This is a genomic window from Clostridium sp. UBA1652, from assembly GCF_002320975.1.
Lineage (GTDB): Bacteria > Bacillota > Clostridia > Clostridiales > Clostridiaceae > Clostridium_T > Clostridium_T intestinale.
This window is the reverse complement of the sequence record NZ_DCLI01000066.1, coordinates 91004-108778: the sequence shown is the minus strand read 5'-3', so window position 1 is coordinate 108778 and position 17775 is coordinate 91004. Positions and strand designations below refer to the sequence as shown.

Sequence of the window (17775 nt, the reverse complement as noted above, 5' to 3'; positions counted from 1 at the left end):
GCTAGATATGAAAGTTGAAGATTTTTACTTTGATTTGCCAGAGGAACTTATAGCTCAACATCCCTTAGAGGATAGAACAAGTTCAAGACTTATGGTATTAGATAAAGAAACAGGTGAAGTTTCTCATAAACATTTTTATGATGTAATAGAGTATTTTAACGAAGGAGATACCTTGGTTTTAAATAATACAAGAGTATTGCCTGCAAGACTTATTGGAGAAAAAGAAGGTACAGGTGGAAGGATAGAGTTTCTACTTCTTAAAAAAGTTGGAGAAGATTTATGGGAATGTTTATCTAAACCAGGTAAAAAAGCTAAACCTAAAGCTAGATTTACTTTTGGAAGCGGCAAACTAACGGCTGAAGTTAAGGAAGTTTTAGATAATGGTAATAGAATAGTTAAGTTCTATTATGAAGGACTTTTTGAAAATGTATTAGATGATTTAGGAGAGATGCCTCTTCCTCCATATATACATGAGGCTTTAGATGATAAAGAAAGATATCAAACTGTATATTCAAAAGAGAAAGGTTCTGCAGCTGCTCCAACAGCTGGACTTCATTTTACAGAAGAGCTTTTAGAAAAGATTAAAGCAAAAGGTGTAAATGTAGTTTATCTAACTTTGCATGTAGGACTTGGAACTTTTAGACCAGTTAAAGTTGAGAACATAGAAGAACATGATATGCATTCAGAGTTTTATGTATTATCAGAAGAAACTGCTAAGGTAATAAACGAAACTAAAAAGAGAGGCAACAAAGTCATTTCAGTTGGAACAACTTCAACAAGAACTTTAGAAACTGTAGGAGATGAAAATGGAGAAGTTAAAGAAGCTTCAGGTTGGACTAACATATTCATCTACCCAGGTTATAAGTTTAAAGTAGTTGACAACTTGATAACTAACTTTCACTTACCTGAATCAACTTTGATCATGTTAGTTTCAACTTTAGCTGGGCAGGATAATGTAATGAAAGCTTACAAAACAGCTGTAGAAGAGAAATATAGATTCTTCTCCTTTGGAGATGCTATGTTTATTAAATAGTTTAGTGTTGATGGTTGAGAGTTGACAATGAGGTACGAACTTCATTAAACTTATTCAGTTAACTTTGCAAAGTCAGCAAGATATCATTAAAGATTGTTAAAGATTATTAAAGTCTGCAAAAGTCTATCAAAGATTGCTAAACTTAGTTAAAGTTGAAGAAACTAGTTTATAAATTAAATACTAATAGTTAGGAGAATAGATTTTGTCTAAGAAATATACACTTTTAAAGAAAAACGGAAAAGCAAGAAGAGGGAGATTTGAAACTCCTCATGGAACTATAGAAACTCCAGTTTTTATGAATGTTGGAACTTTAGCTGCTATAAAAGGTGGAGTTTCATCTATGGATTTAAAGGAAATAGGTTGTCAAGTTGAGTTATCTAATACATATCACTTACACTTAAGACCAAGTGATAAAGTTGTTAGTAACTTAGGTGGACTTCACAAGTTCATGAACTGGGATAGACCTATACTTACAGACTCAGGTGGATTCCAAGTGTTTTCACTTTCAGCTATGAGAAAGATAAAAGAAGAGGGAGTTTACTTTAACTCTCACATAGATGGAAAGAAAATCTTCATGGGACCAGAAGAAAGTATGCAGATTCAAAGCAACTTAGCTTCAACTATAGCTATGGCTTTTGATGAATGTGTATCTAATCCATCAACTAGAGAGTATGTAGAGAAGTCTGTAGCTAGAACTACAAGATGGCTTGAAAGATGTAAAGTTGAAATGGATAGATTAAACTCACTACCTGACACTATAAATAAAGAGCAGATGCTTTTTGGAATAAATCAAGGTGGAGTTTATGATGATATAAGAGAAGAACATGCTAAAACTATAGCAAAGATGGACCTAGATGGATATGCTATAGGAGGTTTAGCAGTTGGAGAAACTCATGAAGAGATGTATAGAGTAATAGATGCAGTAGTTCCTCATCTTCCGGAAGATAAACCTATATATTTAATGGGAGTAGGTCTTCCAAGTAATATATTAGAAGCAGTTGAAAGAGGAGTAGATTTCTTTGACTGCGTACTTCCTGCTAGAAACGGAAGACATGGTCATGTATTTACAAAGAGTGGAAAGATAAATTTAATGAATGCTAAGTTTGAGTTAGATTCAGCTCCTATAGATGAAGGCTGTGAATGCCCAACTTGTAAGAACTACACTAGAGCATACATAAGACATTTATTTAAGGCAAAAGAAATGTTAGCTATGAGACTTTGTGTATTACATAACCTGTATTTCTACAATAAACTTATGGAAGATATAAGAAAAGCTATAGATGGAGACTATTTTGATGAGTTTAAGAGAGAAAAGCTTGAAGCTTGGGGTGGAAGAGCTTAAGAAAGGGTAAAGAAATATGAGTGGTGGTCAATTACAAATATTGATATTAGTAGGTATTCTTGTAGTATTTTATGGAGTATTGATTATTCCTGAGAAGAAAAGAAAAAAAGCTTACAACAATATGTTGTCAGAACTAAAAGTTAACGACAGAATAATTACTAGAAGTGGGTTAATAGGGAAAGTAGTGATTATACAAAAGGATAATGTAGTAATAGAGGTTGAGCCTGACAATGTCAGACTTACATTTAGTAAACAAGGAATATCATCTTTATTAACAGAAGAGAGTAATATGTAATAACTTCCCCCCTTATGTTCATATAATTATAGTGAATGTAAGGGGGTGTTTAATTTTGGGAGTTGATTTAATCAAAAATTCAGGGAAAGGGGTATTTGTCTCATTTATATCAACTATAGTTATGATGTTGGTATTAGCTATGATAATGAGCTTTATGGATCTTTCAACCAAGTCACTATATGTAGGATATGTTGTTGTAACTTGTATAAGTATAGTGTTTGGTTCCATTTATTCAGCAAAAAGAAATGGTTCTAAAGGATGGTTAGTAGGATTATTAGTAGGAATTCTATATTATATTCTTATCGGAATCATATCTTCAATAGCAACTGGATCTATGGCACTTGGATTATTTGACTTTTACAGATTCATATTTGCAGTAGCTATAGGACTGCTTTCTGGAATGCTTGGAATAAATCTATAGAAAAATTAAGTGTGTTTAAAAACTATTAACAATATAGTATGGTTCGAAAACCCAATTGAAGAATAAACTTCTTTATCTTAAGAAAAAACTATGCTATAATCTTAATGGAATTGTATCAGAATGGAGGAGTATGACGTGAAGCATATTAAAACTATTAATAAGTCAAGCCTAAAAAATAGTCTTTGTAAGCCAGGCTGTAAGGAATGTGCAAACTCATGCCAATCAGCATGTAAAACATCTTGTACAGTTGCTAACTTAGCATGTGAAAACTAATTTAAGTGTAGGTATGAGAAAGTGGCAGTAACTTATGTTACTGCCACAATTGTAGTTAGGAGGAAAAAAATGAGTTTAATTCATAAGTTTAAACTTGAAGATAATTATTATGTTATAGATGTTAATTCAGGAAGTATTCATTTAGTTGACAAGCTTATATTTGATTTACTAATAGATAATGATAGATTAGCACCAGTTAATGAAGTGGTTGAAAGATATAAGGGTGTATATTCAGAACAAGAAATCAATGAAGCCTATGAGGATTTAGTTGAATTAGTTAATGAAGAGGCTTTATATTCAAAAGATTACTATGAAGAAATTGCCCAAAATGATGAAGATAGGGACTATATAAAAGCGCTTTGCTTAAATGTAGTACATGACTGTAACCTTAAGTGCAAATACTGTTTTGCAGAAGAAGGTGAATACAAAGGTTGTAGAAAACCTATGAGTGCAGAAACTGGTAAAAGAGCTATAGACTTTGTTATAGAGAAGTCTGGCCCAAGAAAAAATATAGAAGTTGACCTTTTTGGTGGAGAACCTTTAATGGTTTTTGATACAATAAAAGAGATAGTAGATTATGCTAGAGAACAAGAAAAGATACACAAGAAAAACATAAGATTTACCATGACTACTAATGCAACTCTTTTAAATGATGAAATAATGGAATATATGGATAAAAATATGGGAAACATAATATTATCCATAGATGGTAGAAAGTCTGTTAATGATGCAGTAAGAATCAGAAGAGATGGATCAGGAAGCTATGACAGAATATTACCTAAAATCAAATCAATGGTTGATAAAAGAGATAAATCTAAACAGTACTATGTAAGAGGAACCTTTACTAGAAACAACACAGACTTTTATGAAGATGTTATGTCTTTAGTTAATGAAGGTTTTAGAGAAATCTCTGTTGAACCAGTGGTATTACCTGAGGATAACGAACTAGCACTTAGAAAAGAAGATCTTCCAAAGATTTTTGAACAATATGATTCTTTATATAATGAAATGCTTAGAAGACACAAGGAAGGTGATTCCTTCAAGTTCTATCACTTTAATATAGATTTAAATGGTGGGCCGTGTGTTTATAAGAGAATATCAGGTTGCGGAGCTGGTTTTGAATATGTAGCTATAACTCCAGATGGTGAAATATATCCATGCCATCAATTTGTTGGTAACAAGGAATTCTTACTTGGAAACATAAATGATGGGGAGATAGATAGTGACCTATCTAAAACATTTAAAAAAGCTCATATATACAATAAACCTAAATGTAAAGACTGCTGGGCTAGATTCTACTGTAGTGGAGGATGCCAAGCGAATAACTTTAATTTTAATAATGATATCCATGTTCCTTATGAAGTTGGATGTGAAATGCAGAAAAAGAGAATTGAATGCGCTATAGGACTTAAAGCACAAACTATGGTAGATTAAATAGGATACTTTCCTATTAAAAAATAAATAACCAAGGGGGATAAAAATGAGAACAAAAGGAAAAGGCAAAAGCACTATATTATTTTTATTAATCTGTGGTTTTATATTCCTTTTTACCTATGTAACTTTTTTTGGAGCTGAGCTATTTGGGTACGAATATAAAAATATCGACAAAGCTATAACTAAGGGTCTTGATCTTCAAGGAGGAGTTTCAGTACTTATGGAAATTACCTCTGATAATGTATCAAAGGATGATTTAGACAAAACTAAAGAGTTACTTTCTTTAAGAGTAAATAAAGTTGGAGTTTCTGAAACTATAGTAAATACCGAAGGAGATAATAGAATCAGAATTGATATCCCAGGAAAATTTGACTCTAAAGAAATAGTTGATAGTTTAAATAAAACTGGGGAATTAACCTTTGTGGCTCCAAATGAAGCAAAAGATGTAATATTAAAAGGGCAAGATGTTAAAAAAGCAAGTTCTCAAGTTGATCAGCAAACAGGTAAGCCAGTTGTTAGTTTAGAATTAACAGATGAAGGAACTAAAAAGTTTGCAGATGCAACAGCAAAGTATGTAGGACAACAAATCTCTATCTATATGGATGATGAATTATTAACATCTCCTACAGTTAACAGTGTTATAAGCAACGGAGTAGCTACAATTACAGGGAATAGTAGTTTACAAGAAACTAAGAACTTAGCTGGAGTAATAAATGCAGGTGCGCTTCCAGTACCAGTTAAAGTAGCTTCAGTTGAAACTGTTGGAGCTCAACTTGGTGCAACAGCTCTTCCTAATGCAGTGAAAGCTGGAATTATAGGAATAGGATTAATATTCTTACTTATGATAGTTTTATATAGAGTTCCAGGAGCTTTAGCATCGATTGCGTTACTTCTTTATACTACATTAGTACTTACTATTTTTGCATCTATTAAAGCAGCATTAACCTTATCAGGAATTGCAGGTTTCTTATTAACTATAGGAATGGCAGTTGATGCAAATGTACTTATATTTGAAAGAATAAGAGAAGAAATTAAAAAAGGTAAATCACCTTTAAGTTCCGTTAAAGAAGGTTTTGATAATGCTATGTCATCAATAGTTGATTCAAACTTAACTACAATAATTGCAGCTTTAGTATTGTACTTTGTTGGTACCGGAGCAGTTAAAGGATTTGCTACTACTCTTTTAATAGGGGTTGTAGTATCAATGTTTACAGCAATAGTTGTAACAAGAACGCTTATGAATTTAGCTGCTAAGATGGGGCTTTTAAGTAAACTTTGGAGCTTCAGGGTTAAAAGGGGGTAAGGACATGCTAAAAATAATAGAAAAAACTAAATTGTGGTTTGGTATTTCAATTTTAGTTATAGCCATAGGCATAGGTGCTATGGTTTATAGAGGTGGCCTTAATCTTGGACTTGATTTTCAAGGCGGAACTAAAATGACTATAGATATGGGTGCTGAATTTAATAAAACAGAAGTTGATGAAATAGTAAAAAAATATGCAGATGATGCGGTTACTAATACTTTAAATGATACTCAGTTAGAAGTTAAGGCTAAAGAATTTGATTCAAATAAGGTTTCAGAACTTATGAAAGAATTAAAAGAAAAGTATTCACTTAAGGACGATGCTCTATTAAGCCAACAAGAGATTGGAGCTTCTGTTAGTGCTGATTTAACTAGAAACGCACTAATTTCACTTGGAATTGCAGCAGTTGCAATGCTTATATATATAGCTATAAGATTTGAGTTTAACTTTGGAGTAGCAGCAATTGTTGCACTATTACATGATATTGTAATAACTGTTACAGTATATGCAATATTTAATATTCCTCTTAATACACCATTTATAGTTGCTATATTAACTATAATAGGATATTCAATTAATGATACTATAGTTATATTTGATAGAATAAGAGAAAATCAGAAAAAGATGCGTAGAGTTTCTCATGCTGAAGTAGCTAATGTAAGTATAACTCAAACTTACTTTAGATCTATAATTACATCTTTAACTACATTAATAACTATAACAGCAGTTAATGTACTTGTTCCATCTGTTAGAGAGTTTACAGTTCCATTAATTATAGGAATTGCATGTGGGGCATATTCATCTATATTTATAGCAAGTCCAGTGTGGGTAATGCTAAAAAATAGAAAATAATAAGCTTAAAAATACTTATTTTACAAAAACCTCCAGTATTTTTTACTGGAGGTTAACTATTTCTATGAAAAGTATTTGTAAAATAGGTTAAATTCATTTATAATATAGATGTTTTCTATCAGGTGAAGCTTAATTTTGGTGGATTGTAATCCATGGAATTATGGTTAAACTTAACCATAAGCTTAGTGCTATAATAGACAAACTAATCAAATGAAAATAATTCAAATATTAGATAAAATGTTATATTAATAGCATCTAGCCTTAGATAAATATGGAGGAGTTTAGAGATGAGCAAACAATGGGAGCAGATTTATCGCCCGAATTATATATCAGGATATAATCCCTTTATAATAAAAAATATGAATAAAGCCATAGAGAAACTAGTAGACGCTATAAACTCTAGGAAAAAGATTGTAGTTTATGGACGATGTGATGTAGATGGTATTTGTGCTTTATCTTCTCTAATTCTCATACTTAAATATTTAAATGGTGATGTAGAATATTGTATCGAGGAAACCTCAAATTCTGAGCATATTATAAAAGAAGAGGATATAAAAAATAGAATACACTTTTTAGGAGCAGATTTACTGATTACTGTTGGATGTACCTTTAAGAGTACAAAGGAGTTAGAACTCTGTGAATCTTTGAATATAGAGACAATTGTATTAGAAAACATAAAACCTAAGAAAGTATATAACACAATTTACATAAATCCAAATCAAATAGGATGTTCATACAGATATAAAAATTTATCAATTTCTGCTTTAACCTTTAAACTTATGCAGGCTATAGCAATATACTATAATATGAAAAGTATAAATAGGTACTTAGATCTGATTTTCTTAGGCAGCGTTTATAACGCAAGTGAAGAAACTGGTGAGAATAAGGTTTTTTTAAAGGAAGGACTTACATATTTAAAGCAAACAGATAACTATGGATTAAGCTCAATTCTTGAGTATTTAAATATAGAAGCCATAGAAAAACATAACATAGTTAGTATTTTAGAATTACTTAAGCCTAAAAGTAGCTCAGTTAGCAAAATGGATACTGCAAAAATAGTAGTTGAGCTTTTAACAACTTCTGATAAAGATAGAGCTGAGCAGATTGTTAAATATCTTAATTTTGAGAAAAAAAAATTATCTACAATTAATTAGGGGGATTCATAAAATGGATTTAAAAGAAAAAGTTAGAATAATAGAGGACTTTCCTAAAGCTGGTATAAGCTTTAAAGACATAAGTACTTTAATTGGAGATGGGGAAGCGTTTAGATATTCTATCGACCAAATGGTAAGTTATTTAAAAGATAAAAATGTAGATTTAATAGTTGGACCAGAAGCAAGAGGCTTTATATTTGGAGTTCCTGTAGCTTATGCTTTAGGAATAGGTTTTGTACCAGTTAGAAAGCCCGGTAAACTTCCTTATAAAACAACAAGAATAGAATATGCTTTAGAGTATGGTACTGATGCATTAGAGATTCACGAAGATGCTATTAAACCTGGACAAAGAGTAGCTATAGTTGATGATCTTTTAGCTACAGGTGGAACTATAGAAGCGGTTACTAAACTCGTTGAAAAAGTTGGTGGAGAAGTTGTTTCTCTAAACTTTGTTATTGAATTAGAAGAGTTAAAAGGCAGAGATAAATTAGTAGGTCATGATATAATGACTTTGCTTAAGTATGATATTTAAATTTCTTGAAAAACAATATCTGTTGATATATAATATAAGTTAAATATGGCTGGTATAAATACCAGCCTTTGCATTTAATTATATTATTTTAGGGGAGAGTAATCCATATGCTTGATAACTTAATGAAAAAAATCAATATAAATTGCAATAACATAGATTGTTCTCTAGTAGAGAAAGCATATAATTTGGCTAATGAAGCACATTCAACTCAAAAGAGAGAGTCTGGAGAACCGTACATAATTCATCCATTAGATGTTGCAGGCATTTTAGCTGAACTTGGGATGGATACGAATACTATTGTAGCTGGATTACTTCATGACGTAATTGAGGACACCGAATATAGTCATGCTGATCTAGAAAGGCTTTTTAATAAAGAAGTTGCAGACTTAGTTGAAGGGGTAACTAAGCTTGGACAGATAAAATATAAGTCTAAAGAAGAACAGCAGGCTGATAATGTACGAAAAATGCTTTTAGCAATGGCTAAGGATATTAGAGTTATAATTATAAAGCTTGCAGATAGACTTCATAATATGAGGACTCTCAAATACATGAGCGAGGAAAAGCAAAAACAAAAGGCGAAAGAAACTTTGGATATCTACGCTCCTTTAGCTCATAGATTAGGTATATCAAAGATTAAATGGGAGCTAGAAGATTTAGCTTTTAGATATATGCATCAACAAGAATATTACGATCTTGTTCATCAGATAGCAGAAAAAAGAAAAGAAAGAGAAGCTTTTATTGATGATATAATTCAAGAAATGAAGGATAAGCTATCTCAATCTGGAATTGAATCGGACATAGAAGGAAGACCAAAACATTTTTATAGTATTTATAAAAAGATGGTTAACAAAAACAAAAGCATAGAGCAGATTTTTGATTTAACTGCCATTAGAATTTTAGTTAATTCTGTTAAAGACTGTTATGCATCTTTAGGAATTGTACACACTATATACAAACCTATTCCAGGCAGATTTAAAGACTATATAGCTATGCCTAAACCTAATATGTATCAATCACTACATACAACAGTTATAGGACCACAAGGGAAAACCTTTGAGATTCAGATTAGAACCTTTGAAATGCATAAAACAGCTGAGTATGGTATAGCAGCTCACTGGAAGTATAAAGAAGGGGATAACTCTAAGGGAGAAACTTTTGAACAAAAGTTAACTTGGCTTAGAGATATGCTTGAATGGGGTAAAGAGACCTCAGATGCAGAAGAATTCATTGAAGGTTTTAAGATAGATTTGTTTTCCGATGAGATATTTGTTTTTACTCCTAAAGGAGTTGTAATAAACCTTCCATCAGAATCTACGCCTATTGATTTTGCTTATAAGATACATACTGATGTTGGAAATAGATGTGTAGGTGCTAAAGTTAATGGAAAGATGGTTCCACTTGATTATAACTTAAAAACTGGTCAGATTGTAGAGATTATGACAAGTAGCACAGCTAAGGGGCCTAATATAGATTGGGTAAGTATTGTTAAGAGTAATCAAGCAAAAAGCAAGATAAAACAATGGTTTAAAAGAGCTCAAAGAGATGAGCATATATATAAAGGAAAAGAGTTAATTGAAAAAGAAGCTAAAAGACAGGCTGTAACTTTTTCTGAACTCACTAAAGGAGAGTTATACGAAAAGTTCTTAAAGAGATATAATCTCCACAATCAAGAAGACATATATGCAGCAGTAGGAACTGGAGTAGTATCAGCTTCTATGGTTTTAGGAAGACTTAAAGAAGAAGTAGCTCCAGATGATAAACAGGTTTTAGAAAATATAAATAAAACAATTGAAGAAAATGCTGCTAAAGCACAAAAAATGAAAAATATTAATAAGTCTTATGGAATAACCGTTAAAGGCTTAAGTAATATAATGATAAGATTTGCAAAATGTTGTAATCCTGTACCTGGGGATGACATTATTGGATACATAACTAAAGGTAGAGGTGTTTCAGTTCATAGAAAAGATTGCTTAAATGTTAAAGAACTTGAAGATAACGAAGAAACAAGAATAGTTGAAGTAAGTTGGGGAGTTTCTAAAGGAACAGCTTATACTGCTGAACTTCAAGTAGAGGCAGAAGATAGAATGGGTCTACTTGCAGAAGTTATGCTGATTTTAAGTGAAGCAAAGATCAGTGTGAATGCAGTAAATGCTAAAACCCTAAAAGGAAACCTAACTGTTACTAACATAAAAATCAAAATAGATAGTATAGATCAACTAAAAGATTTAATGAAAAAGTTAAGAAAACTTAAAGGTGTTCTTGATGTTTATAGAATGAATAACTAAAGGAAGTGCTAAGAGTTTGAGAGCGGTAGTACAAAGAGTTAAGAGAAGTAGCGTTAAAGTTAATGGAGAGACAATAGGTGAGATATCAAAAGGCATCAATGTGCTAGTTGGTATAACTAAAGACGATAATCTAGAAGATCTTAAATATATTAAAGAGAAGATTTTTAATTTAAGAATCTTCTCTGATGAAAATGATAAGATGAATCTTTCTGTAAAGGATATTAAGGGAGAACTTCTTATAATATCCCAATTTACTTTGTATGGAGATGCAAGAAAAGGAAGAAGACCAAGTTTTATAGAAGCCTTAGGTGGAGAAGAAGCTGTAAAACTATATAATGATTTTATAGAGCTTTGTAAAACAGAGGGACTTAAAATTCAAACTGGAGAGTTTGGAGCTGATATGGAAGTTGAGATAATAAACGATGGACCTGTTACCTTACTTCTAGATAGTAAAAAGAATTTTTAGGAGGAATGAACTATGCTTATAAAAGGAGTTGAAGCTGGTCAACTTGGAGCTAATTGTTACATCATAGTAAATGAAGAAACAAAAAAAGGCTTTATAATAGATCCAGGTGGAGATGCGGAGTATATAAACAATATAATAAACTCTTTAGGAGCTAAAATAGAAGCAATACTTTTAACTCATGGGCACTTTGATCATGTAGGTGGAGTAGTTGACATGAAAAACCTAACTGGAGCTCCTTTTTATATTTGCGAAGATGAGATAATTTATATGGATGGAGCTTATGTTTTTGGTAAGCTTCCTAAAGCAGATAAATTAATCAAAGATGGAGATCTTTTAAACCTAGCAGGTTTTGAAATAAAGTGTATTCATACACCAGGACATTCACCAGGAGGAATTAGTTTTCTTGTAGATAATGTCCATCTTTTTTCAGGAGATACTTTGTTCCAACTAGGTGTTGGAAGAACAGACTTTGATGGTGGAGATTCAAGAACTCTTACAAAAAGTATAAAGGAAAAGTTATTTGTACTTGATGACAATGTAGTTGTATATCCAGGACATGGTCCTAAATCCTCCATAGGATTTGAAAAAAAGAACAATCCGTTTGTCCGTTAGGAGAGAAATGATGGCAATTAATATAGAACTTAATGATGAAAACTTTAGATACGACGTATTTTTAATATTTAATATATTTTATCTACTTGAAGATGTTTTGATAAATAAGTCAGAGGCTAATGACTTTAAGGTTTTTATTGAATCAGATAAGATGACCTTAAGTCATAAGAACCATGAAAAAGCTTATGAGCTTAAGGAAAATAAAAAAGAGTCCATAAAAAGAGGTGTGTTTAAATTCTTAACTGAGGTTACAGGAGAAGAACATCCTTGGGGAACAATGGTTGGTATAAGACCAAGCAAAATAGCATCATCTCTACTTAAAGATGGAAAAAGTGAAGATGAGATTGTAGCTACTTACAAAGAGTCATATCTAGCTTCAGCTGAAAAAAGCAAGTTGTGTATTGAAGTTGCTAAAAGAGAAGAGAAGTTTTTAAAGAGTAGTAAAGACCAAGTTAGCATTTATGTAGGAATGCCTTTCTGCCCAACTAGGTGTCTTTACTGTTCTTTTGCGTCTAATCCAATCTCTGCTTGTAAGAAACAAGTACCAACTTATTTGGAAGCCTTGAAGAAAGAAATTAATGCTATAAATGAATATATCTTAAGTAAGTCGATTAAAGTTAACACTGTTTATTTTGGAGGAGGTACTCCTACTTCCGTAAACAATGAAGATTTTGAGGATTTGATGAATGTTATATATGAAAAGATCATAACTCCTTTTAAACCTTTAGAGTTTACAGTAGAGTGTGGAAGACCAGATTCTATAACTGAAGAGAAACTTATAACTATGAAAAATTATGAAGTATCTAGAATAAGTATAAACCCTCAGAGTATGAACAATGAAACTCTTCGTACTATAGGTAGAGGTCATACAAAAGAAGCTGTAGTTGAGAAATTTAACTTAGCTAGAAAGTTAGGTTTTGAAAATATAAACATGGATATAATAGTAGGACTTCCAGGAGAAGGAATACAAGAAGTTAATAACTCTTATGAAGAAATAATGGACTTAAAACCGGATTCTTTAACAGTTCATGGTATGTCTATAAAACGTGCATCAAGGTTACATGAAGAATTAGTTTTAGGAAGAAAACTTTATAGACCTAAACAAGAAGAACTAAAAGAGATGTACGATAAAACAAGAGAGCTATCAGAAGAACTAGGAATGAACTCTTACTATATGTATAGACAGAAAAATATGGTTGGAAATATGGAGAATATAGGTTATTCTAAAGAGGGTAGTGAATGCATTTATAACATAGTTATGATTGAAGACATAGAAACTATAATAGCGTTAGGAGCAGATGCAGTATCTAAAGTTGTTTTTAAAGATGAAAATCGAATAGAGAGAACTGCAAATGTTAAAGATGTTAATGAGTACATTAACAGAATAGATGAGATGATAGAGAATAAAATTAGTTTACTTAATACCTTATATAAGTAGGGAGGATATTTAATGGAGAAGATTCAAGCGCCAAAAGGTACTAAAGACATGTTGCCTAAGGATGGGTACAAGTGGCATTTTGTAGAAGAGAAATTAAAAAAATTATCTGAAGAGTATGGAATTAAGGAGATAAGAACTCCTATTTTTGAGCATACAGAACTTTTCTTAAGAGGAGTTGGAGAAACTACTGATGTAGTTCAAAAAGAGATGTATACTTTTTTAGATAAGGGAGAAAGAAGTATAACTCTTAAGCCAGAGGGAACAGCTCCAGCTGTAAGAGCATTTATAGAAAATTCTATTTATGCAGATCCACAGCCAACAAAACTTTGTTATTTTACACCTTGTTTTAGATATGAGAAAATGCAAAAGGGAAGACTTAGACAGTTCCATCAATATGGGATTGAGGTTTTTGGAGCAAAAGAAGCTTCTGTAGATGCAGAGGTTATATCTTTAGCTATGAGAGCTTTAGATGAGTTTGGAATAAAAGGCTTAACTTTAAACATAAATAGTCTTGGATGCCCTAAATGCAGACCTAATTTTAATAAGGCATTAAGAGAGTTTTTAGAAGCAAACTATGACGGTCTTTGTGAAACTTGCAAGGGTAGATTTGAAAAAAATCCTATGAGAATTTTAGACTGCAAAGAAAAGAAGTGTAAGGAAATCACTAAAAATGCCCCTGTAATCTTAGACTTTTTATGTGATGAATGTAATGATCACTTTGATGATTTAAAGAAGTATCTTGAAGTTATGCACATTAACTATCAAATAGATTCAAAAATAGTTAGAGGCTTAGATTACTATTCTAAAACCGTTTTTGAAATTATAAATAAAGATATTACTGTTTGTGGTGGTGGAAGATATGACTACCTAATAAGCGAAATGGGTGGTCCTGAAACTCCAGCTATAGGGTTTGGGTTAGGACTTGAAAGACTTCTTTTAACTTTAGAAGAAGAGGGAATAGAAATTCCTGAGCCAAACTACATGGACATTTTTATAGGTTCAATTGGAGATGAGGCAAGATTAGAAGCTTTCTCATTAACTTATGAACTTAGAAAACTTGGAGTTAAGTGTGAATGTGATCACATGAAAAAGAGCGTAAAAGCTCAGATGAAACATAGTAATAGAATAAACGCATCATATTCAATGATATTAGGTGAAGATGAGATAACCAACAAAACTGCAAAGCTTAAGAGAATGAGCGATGGAGAAATATTCGAAGTTAAATTAGATTCCTTAGAGGAAATTAAGAATATTATAGTAAAGTAATTAGGAGGATAAAAGCATGGGTGAAGCCTTAAATGGATTAAAAAGAACCATTATGTGTGGTGAACTTAGAGAAGAACATATAGGCAGTAAAGTTACTGTTATGGGATGGGTTCAAAGAAATAGAAATCTAGGTGGATTAGAATTCCTTGATTTAAGAGATAGAACTGGAATTTTACAAGTAGTTTTTGGTGAAGAGATAAATAAAGAAGCTTTTGAGAAGGCTGACAAAGTAAGACCAGAATATTGTATAGCTGTATCTGGAGAAGTTATTAGAAGAGAATCTCCAAACACTAATATGCCAACAGGTATGGTAGAACTTAAAGGAGAATCTATTAAGATATTATCAGAATCTGAAACTCCTCCTATATACATAAAGGATAATTTAGATGCAGCTGAAAATATAAGACTTAAATATAGATATCTAGATTTAAGAAGAGGAGATATGCAAAAAATCTTCATGATTAGAAGTAAAGCAACTAACTCTGTTAGAAACTATCTAAACGACAATGGATTCTTAGAGGTAGAAACTCCTATGCTTACAAAAAGTACACCAGAAGGTGCTAGAGACTACTTAGTTCCTTCAAGAAACTATCCAGGAATGTTTTATGCACTTCCTCAATCACCACAATTATTTAAACAATTACTTATGGTGTCAGGATTCGATAAGTACTTCCAAATAGTTAAATGTTTTAGAGATGAAGATTTAAGAGCAAACAGACAACCAGAATTTACTCAAATAGACTTAGAGATGAGTTTCGTTGAGCAAGATGATGTTATAGCTGTTAATGAAGGTTTAATTCAAAAAGTATTTAAAGACGTTATAGGAGCAGATGTTAAACTTCCTATAAGAAGAATGGTTTATAAAGAAGCTATGGAGAAATACGGTTCAGATAAACCTGACTTAAGATTTGGAATGGAAATCACTGATTTAACTGATGAAGTTAAAGCTTGCGATTTTAAAGTGTTTAAAGATGCAATTGAAAATGGAGGTTCAGTTAGAGCTTTATGCTTAAAAGGTGGAGCTTCCATGGGAAGAAAAGATATTGACAGATTAGGTGAATTCGTTAAGACATTTAAGGCTAAGGGATTAGCTTGGATTCAATTAAAAGAAGATGAAATAAAATCGCCTATATCAAAATTCTTAAAAGAAGAAGAAATGAATGCTGTAATTGGTAAGATGAAAGCAGAAAAAGGAGATATGATATTAATACTAGCAGATAAAAACTCTGTAGTATTCCAAGGACTCGGTCAGTTAAGATTAGAACTTGCTAAGAAGTTTGACTTAATTAAGAATAAAAATGAATTTAATTTCTGCTGGATAACTGAGTTCCCATTATTTGAATATGATGAAGAAGAAGGCAGATACTTTGCAGCTCACCATCCATTTACATCACCTATGGATGAAGATATTGAGTTCTTAGAGTCAGAACCTGGTAGAGTTAGAGCTAAGGCTTATGACTTAGTTTTAAATGGTGAAGAACTTGGTGGAGGTTCTATAAGAATTCACGATAGTTCTCTTCAAGCTAAGATGTTCGAAGTTTTAGGATTTACGAAAGAAAGTGCTTGGGAGAAATTCGGTTTCTTACTTGAAGCATTTAAGTATGGTCCACCACCACATGGAGGATTAGCTTTTGGACTTGACAGAATGATAATGTTCTTAGCTGGAACAGATAACATAAAAGATGTTATTGCCTTCCCTAAAAACCAAAATGCTTTCTGCCCAATGACAGAAGCACCTAATGTTGTAGATGAAAAACAATTATCAGAACTAGGTATAGCTAAGATAAATGTTGAATAATTAATGAAAATCCAGTCTCTTATGAGGCTGGATTTTTTTGCTTATATATTTAAAATCTTCAAGGTTTAAAATTTTAACCCTATATAATGAAAAAATGAAAATATAACCTTTGACAAGTTCGACAAATTTTGATAAATTATACTCTGGATTTAATAAATAAAATAGTGGGGGTAACCATGAACAATCAAACACAAAATGTAAAAATCCTAAATGCAGATCCGTCAGCATTAGGACTATTTGGACTTGCTATGGTAACGATCGTAGCTTCTTCACAAAAACTTGGTTTAACAGATGGAGTATCTTTTGTTTTACCTTGGGCAATTTTCTTAGGAGGATTTGCACAATTATTTGCTTGCTTTAATGATTCAAAAAGACAAAATGTTTTTGGAACAACGGCTTTTGGAGCCTTTGGTTTCTTTTGGCTTGCAGTAGGAACATCTTGGATGATAAAAAATGGAGTATTTGGAGCTGCTTTAGCTTCAAGCGTAGATCCTAAACAACTTGGATTTGCATATTTAGGATATTTAATATTCTCAATTTTTATGACAGTAGGAGCAATGGAAACACATAAGGTTTTATTTATAATATTTGTTTTAATTGATTTCTTATTTGTAGGATTAACTCTTTCATCTTTTGAAATAGCTACAGAGTTTACACATAACTTAGCAGCCTACTCAGAACTGTTAATAGCATTATTTTCTTTTTATGGTTCTGCAGCAGCAGTTCTTAATCCACACTTTGGTAAAGTATTTTTACCAGTTGGAAAACCATTTGGAATATTTAAAAAATAATTAATAAAACCTTAGAATACATTAGATTTGTGTTCTAAGGTTTATTTTTATAGATATATAGACCTAATCTATTATTGCATAAAATAATGATTATAATATATACTAGTTATATACCAGGTATGGGTATAGCGGCTCCTGTTATATAGATAGTAAATTTATAATAGCGAGACATTATATAAAGGAGATGATTTTATGGAAAATGATGAAGCTTTGAAGAAGAATATATTAACACGATTAAAGCGAATTGAAGGCCAAGTTAAAGGTATTCAAGGAATGATAGATAAAAACGTATGCTGTTCAGATGTTTTAGTCCAAATATCAGCTATAAGGGCTGCTATAAACAAAGTAGGAGGACTTATTCTAGAAGACTATGCTAGAAATTGCATAGGTATAGAAGAAGGCAGCGATAACGAAGAGGGATTAGAAAATTTAATAAAAACCTTAAATAGTTTTGTAAAATAAAAAAATAGAATTGACGG

At 31.6% G+C, this 17775-nt stretch carries 18 protein-coding genes; all 18 read left to right on the top strand.

Annotated features, from left to right (window positions below):
• Window positions 1-7: 7 nt before the first annotated feature.
• The 18 genes from queA (at window position 8) to B3N22_RS13170 (ending at window position 17758) form a co-directional block, all read left to right on the top strand.
• The gene (gene queA, locus B3N22_RS13255; RefSeq protein WP_286907825.1) at window positions 8-1033 is read left to right on the top strand and encodes a tRNA preQ1(34) S-adenosylmethionine ribosyltransferase-isomerase QueA; all 1026 of its coding nucleotides are present in this window, start codon (window positions 8-10) and stop codon (window positions 1031-1033) included.
• A 199-nt stretch (window positions 1034-1232) separates the two neighbouring features.
• Window positions 1233-2375 carry a tRNA guanosine(34) transglycosylase Tgt gene (gene tgt / locus B3N22_RS13250; RefSeq protein ID WP_286907922.1) on the top strand — a complete coding sequence of 381 codons (1143 nt, stop codon included), beginning with the start codon at window positions 1233-1235 and terminating at the stop codon, window positions 2373-2375.
• 16 nt (window positions 2376-2391) lie between these two features.
• A complete protein-coding gene (gene yajC, locus B3N22_RS13245; RefSeq protein WP_073019939.1) occupies window positions 2392-2670 on the top strand; it encodes a preprotein translocase subunit YajC in 279 nt (92 codons plus the stop codon).
• Window positions 2671-2725: 55 nt separating this feature from the next.
• The gene (locus tag B3N22_RS13240) at window positions 2726-3091 is read left to right on the top strand and encodes a TIGR04086 family membrane protein (protein WP_286907822.1); all 366 of its coding nucleotides are present in this window, start codon (window positions 2726-2728) and stop codon (window positions 3089-3091) included.
• Between the two features lie 135 nt (window positions 3092-3226).
• Window positions 3227-3364, top strand: coding sequence for a six-cysteine ranthipeptide SCIFF (gene scfA / locus B3N22_RS13235; protein WP_021801337.1), 138 nt, complete (start codon window positions 3227-3229; stop codon window positions 3362-3364).
• Window positions 3365-3433: 69 nt separating this feature from the next.
• Window positions 3434-4798, top strand: a complete 1365-nt coding sequence (scfB, locus tag B3N22_RS13230; protein ID WP_286907818.1) for a thioether cross-link-forming SCIFF peptide maturase — start codon at window positions 3434-3436, stop codon at window positions 4796-4798.
• 46 nt (window positions 4799-4844) lie between these two features.
• Window positions 4845-6101 (top strand): protein translocase subunit SecD, encoded by a 1257-nt coding sequence (gene secD, locus B3N22_RS13225; protein WP_286907816.1) that lies wholly within the window; start codon window positions 4845-4847, stop codon window positions 6099-6101.
• Window positions 6102-6105: 4 nt separating this feature from the next.
• Window positions 6106-6954, top strand: a complete 849-nt coding sequence (secF, locus tag B3N22_RS13220; protein WP_286907813.1) for a protein translocase subunit SecF — start codon at window positions 6106-6108, stop codon at window positions 6952-6954.
• A 287-nt stretch (window positions 6955-7241) separates the two neighbouring features.
• Window positions 7242-8108 (top strand): DHH family phosphoesterase, encoded by an 867-nt coding sequence (locus B3N22_RS13215; RefSeq protein WP_286907811.1) that lies wholly within the window; start codon window positions 7242-7244, stop codon window positions 8106-8108.
• Between the two features lie 13 nt (window positions 8109-8121).
• Entirely contained in the window at window positions 8122-8640 is a 519-nt protein-coding gene (locus tag B3N22_RS13210; protein ID WP_286907809.1) for an adenine phosphoribosyltransferase, read from the top strand.
• A gap of 107 nt (window positions 8641-8747) precedes the next feature.
• The gene (locus B3N22_RS13205; protein ID WP_286907807.1) at window positions 8748-10925 is read left to right on the top strand and encodes a RelA/SpoT family protein; all 2178 of its coding nucleotides are present in this window, start codon (window positions 8748-8750) and stop codon (window positions 10923-10925) included.
• A gap of 16 nt (window positions 10926-10941) precedes the next feature.
• Window positions 10942-11391: a D-aminoacyl-tRNA deacylase gene (gene dtd / locus B3N22_RS13200; RefSeq protein ID WP_286907805.1), complete on the top strand. Its 450-nt coding sequence runs from the start codon at window positions 10942-10944 to the stop codon at window positions 11389-11391.
• A 12-nt stretch (window positions 11392-11403) separates the two neighbouring features.
• A complete protein-coding gene (locus tag B3N22_RS13195) occupies window positions 11404-12003 on the top strand; it encodes an MBL fold metallo-hydrolase (RefSeq protein WP_286907803.1) in 600 nt (199 codons plus the stop codon).
• A gap of 10 nt (window positions 12004-12013) precedes the next feature.
• Window positions 12014-13441 (top strand): coproporphyrinogen III oxidase, encoded by a 1428-nt coding sequence (locus B3N22_RS13190; protein ID WP_286907801.1) that lies wholly within the window; start codon window positions 12014-12016, stop codon window positions 13439-13441.
• Between the two features lie 12 nt (window positions 13442-13453).
• Window positions 13454-14707 (top strand): histidine--tRNA ligase, encoded by a 1254-nt coding sequence (gene hisS, locus B3N22_RS13185; protein WP_286907799.1) that lies wholly within the window; start codon window positions 13454-13456, stop codon window positions 14705-14707.
• Window positions 14708-14723: 16 nt separating this feature from the next.
• The gene (gene aspS / locus B3N22_RS13180) at window positions 14724-16505 is read left to right on the top strand and encodes an aspartate--tRNA ligase (protein WP_286907796.1); all 1782 of its coding nucleotides are present in this window, start codon (window positions 14724-14726) and stop codon (window positions 16503-16505) included.
• Window positions 16506-16681: 176 nt separating this feature from the next.
• On the top strand, window positions 16682-17296 hold the full coding sequence (locus B3N22_RS13175; protein WP_181600775.1) for an acetate uptake transporter: 615 nt from the start codon (window positions 16682-16684) through the stop codon (window positions 17294-17296).
• 192 nt (window positions 17297-17488) lie between these two features.
• A complete protein-coding gene (locus B3N22_RS13170; protein WP_021801350.1) occupies window positions 17489-17758 on the top strand; it encodes a metal-sensitive transcriptional regulator in 270 nt (89 codons plus the stop codon).
• Window positions 17759-17775: the final 17 nt, after the last annotated feature.